This is a genomic window from Butyrivibrio sp. WCE2006 (genome assembly GCF_000701985.1).
Classification (GTDB): domain Bacteria; phylum Bacillota; class Clostridia; order Lachnospirales; family Lachnospiraceae; genus Butyrivibrio.
The window spans coordinates 1-3333 of sequence record NZ_JNKH01000080.1 but is presented as its reverse complement, the minus strand read 5'-3'; the positions used below and the strand labels follow the sequence as shown (position 1 = coordinate 3333).

Below are 3333 nucleotides of genomic sequence, written 5' to 3'. Positions count from 1 at the left end.
GAGTCGTAGCGGTGGCTACGGCGATTGAAGATGACGAAGCGTATTGAGAATTAGACAAGTAATTTATCAAATTGTCATTCAGACAAGACACTAGCGTGTATCACAGATTTATCACACAGTTAAGAAAATCAGAGCCATTTCTTTTTCTTAAAGAATAATAAGCTACAAACAACAATTACAATACTTACACCGAATACAATCGGGTAACTGTACCGATACTCCAATTCAGGCATGTATTTGAAGTTCATGCCATACCATCCGACAATGAGTGTGAGAGGCATAAAAATAGTGGTTACAACCGTGAGAATGGTCATAATACGATTCTGCTTAATATCGAGGTGAGCTTTGTATAAATCGCGTATCTGCATTGTGTAGTCACGAAGGGAGACAGATCTGTCACGGAGTCTTGCTATGCGATTAAGGTATAGACGAAAATACCTGAGATTATCTGTTTTGAAGAAGCAATTTTCATTTTCTTCAAATTCCTGAGCCATGTCTGCGAGTTGCTCATAATGAATCAGAAGATCACGGATATCGCCTCTGATATCATTTACTCTTCCTGAGTTAAGATTTTCTTCTTCGCTTAGAATAGCCTGTTCCATGGAATCAAGCTCGCGCTCATATTTCTCCATTAAGCGAAGATCGTCCTTGATGATCTGATCGAGAAAATCATAAATAAAGCGTTCAAGACTGGGAAGCTTCCAGTGGCGCGTCTTCTGGATGTTACGAATATACTTCTCTGATTCACCGGAATCGTCTATAAATACAATTCCTTTTTCATCAAGCGCGAAAGCAAAGGTACTGTCGTTTGAAAGATTACTTCTGTCTGGTATTGAAAAAGTTCCGGTAAGTGAATCATAGTTTACTTCAGCCATAGTAGAGAAAATCTCACTTGAATCGGGTTCGATTTCTATCCCCATATCAAAAGTTTCTTTGTCGGTTTCCCATTCCTTAGTGGTAAGAATTGCAACATATTGCTCAGTAGCACTATTTAAAGCTGATTTATTTACTTCTTCTAAGACTTCTTTTATTAAGAAAAACATATCTTTTCGCTCCAATCAAAAATATTTTTAAACAGGACCGCGTAAATTCACTGTAGGATTTAATAGGTTAAAGGAACCTTGATATGCCTCCATATGGTTGGCATCTATAGATACGGAAATTCTTTATCCGCTCTCATTACGCTATCATTGAGAAATATGTATGTCAAGGACAAGCCAACGGTGCATCCATGCATCCTTGACATACATATTCCTCAACGCTTATAGGTAATCAAGCGGATAAAGGATTTCCTTGGCTTATCCAGCCCTTTACAAAAGCCATATCTGGCTATTGAAATATATTTTTTCCTTGGTCTGCAGACTCAGGGAATGATTCATGTGTTCATAGTATTTCCCAACTAGTCCGTGCGTATTACTTTCTGAATGTAGCATGGCGCTTGAAGATAGGATCTGCTCACACTCAGCTCCAGCAGCAACTGGTTCTTCTTTTTGGTAACGAACAAGCTCTAGCATATCCCCACCATTTTTATAATACGCTCTCAGATGGCACATCTTATCTGCGCCTATTCTGCTCCAACCACGTGGTCTGGAACTCATTCTGTCTGACAGTATGTGACTTACATGTCCTTCTGCACTGCATCCCTTTACAGCTTCTTCTCCACATACGCGTACCCGGGCTGCGTCCCAGTTGTTCAAAATATATTCTCCTGCCTCACGAATCTTTTTCTGTTTTGATTCTGCTTCTGCATATCCCGCTATGTTTTCTACTTCCTTTCTGAACTTTGCCTTTTCATCTTTATATATCAATCCCGTAAGTTTTGAGCGAGCATCATCTGCACTATCCAATAAATGGCCCGTCATTTTCAAAAGGTATTTCTGCATATGGAATTCATCAAGTACAGTAGTTATGCCGTGTATCCTGCTATAGCCGCCTTTTATCCAACTTCCTCCATCTGCATTAAGGTATATTTTTACAATCTTTGATATATCATAGTTGTCGCAAATATAACTGTAGACTGCATCCCACAGCTTTGCATTATCATTGCCATCATACACTCCACAGAAATAATGCGGATTTACCAAACGGTGGCGTTTGTTCTTAGGACTTTCAGGCTCAATTCCTTCGTAAACATAAACTATTTTTCCTAATACGCAATTATTCTTCCAATGATTTTCTCCAATCTCAAGATCGCCTTTCTTATCTTTGAATTGAAGTGATATGTGATCCTCGTCAGCGTCAATATAAAGATAATCGACAACTTTCTTGGATGTTGGTTTCTCCTCATTAGGGAATCTTAAATGGTGCAGAATGTCTTTTACAGCCTCTTTAGACACCTTGTCTTCTGAAATACAAGCAGCGTCTCCACCCCGCCTATATGAAGTCTGTACAGCTTCTTCCAGTATCTGTGCCTTAGATGCATCTGTGATTCTTTCATGGGATCTGATTCCAAGTATCTTATCTAGAAGATATTCACTATGGCCATCTTTTTTGTTTTTGAATAAAGTCTTATTAAAGATAACTGTACCAGACATGGTAACAAGTTCTTTCTTATCACGTCTGACAACAACCCAGTTTTCTAACCGTTTAAGACTTCCTCTTATCTGGTTGTCCCAATCTTCAAATGTCTGTGCAATGAAATACCTTTCAAGGTCGTTGAATTCCTTGTGTACACTTCTCTCAAACTCAGCCATCTTTGATGGATCCTTGGCAAAATCCTCCCTGCTTTTTATAAGATTTTCTTCCACTTTTTCCCAAACTTGTTTTATACTGTCCATAAGGACACCTCCCGTGCTTTTTTGTGCCAACAAATACTTTAACACAGAAGGTTGTCCTTTTCTTTTGTATAATTAGATTGCAAACAATCTATGCATAGCTTTCTATCAATCCTACAAAAAATTTACCCTAGCTTTAAACAGCGTTATTATATAAGTATTCTTGATTCGCGATAGACTATATCAGGGCGCACATAAGTAAGTTCATAAGGAGCATCCGGATTAGCTATTCTATAGAGTGCCTGGCTTGCAAGTCGTTTGCCCAGATGATCGGTTTTTACTTCAGCGGTTGTTATCTGACCATCTACATTGGTATATTCATCACTAGCGTCGAAACCGGTGATTATGATTCCGTCAGGAATTCTTTCCGGGTGTTCAGAAAAGTAAAACTGGATAAAATGAGCTATATAATCGCTTACGCAAACAAAAGCTTCAGGCAGCGGATTAAGCGAGTCGAGAAAATCAAACCTGAATTATTCATGACAACTTAAACCTCTGAAATCAGACTCATAATCCGATTTTTTGAAATGGATGCCTAGAATAAGCGGGAATCAGTCTT

At 38.7% G+C, this 3333-nt stretch carries 3 protein-coding genes; all 3 read right to left on the bottom strand.

Annotated elements, in window-relative coordinates; genetic code table 11:
* Positions 1 to 128: 128 nt before the first annotated feature.
* On the bottom strand, positions 129 to 1043 hold the full coding sequence (locus T501_RS19235) for a magnesium transporter CorA family protein (protein WP_044917122.1): 915 nt from the start codon (positions 1041 to 1043) through the stop codon (positions 129 to 131).
* Positions 1044 to 1310: 267 nt separating this feature from the next.
* On the bottom strand, positions 1311 to 2777 hold the full coding sequence (locus T501_RS19230; protein ID WP_044917121.1) for an ISLre2 family transposase: 1467 nt from the start codon (positions 2775 to 2777) through the stop codon (positions 1311 to 1313).
* A gap of 146 nt (positions 2778 to 2923) precedes the next feature.
* Positions 2924 to 3214 (bottom strand): substrate-binding domain-containing protein, encoded by a 291-nt coding sequence (locus T501_RS22805; protein ID WP_081843264.1) that lies wholly within the window; start codon positions 3212 to 3214, stop codon positions 2924 to 2926.
* Between the last annotated feature and the right edge of the window lie 119 nt (positions 3215 to 3333).

What these genes read in the sequence shown, in the direction of transcription:
- T501_RS19235 (WP_044917122.1), bottom strand. Translation starts at nt 1,043, where the DNA reads ATGTTTTTCTTAATAAAAGAAGTCTTAGAAGAAGTAAATAAATCAGCT.
- T501_RS19230 (WP_044917121.1), bottom strand. Translation starts at nt 2,777, where the DNA reads ATGGACAGTATAAAACAAGTTTGGGAAAAAGTGGAAGAAAATCTTATA.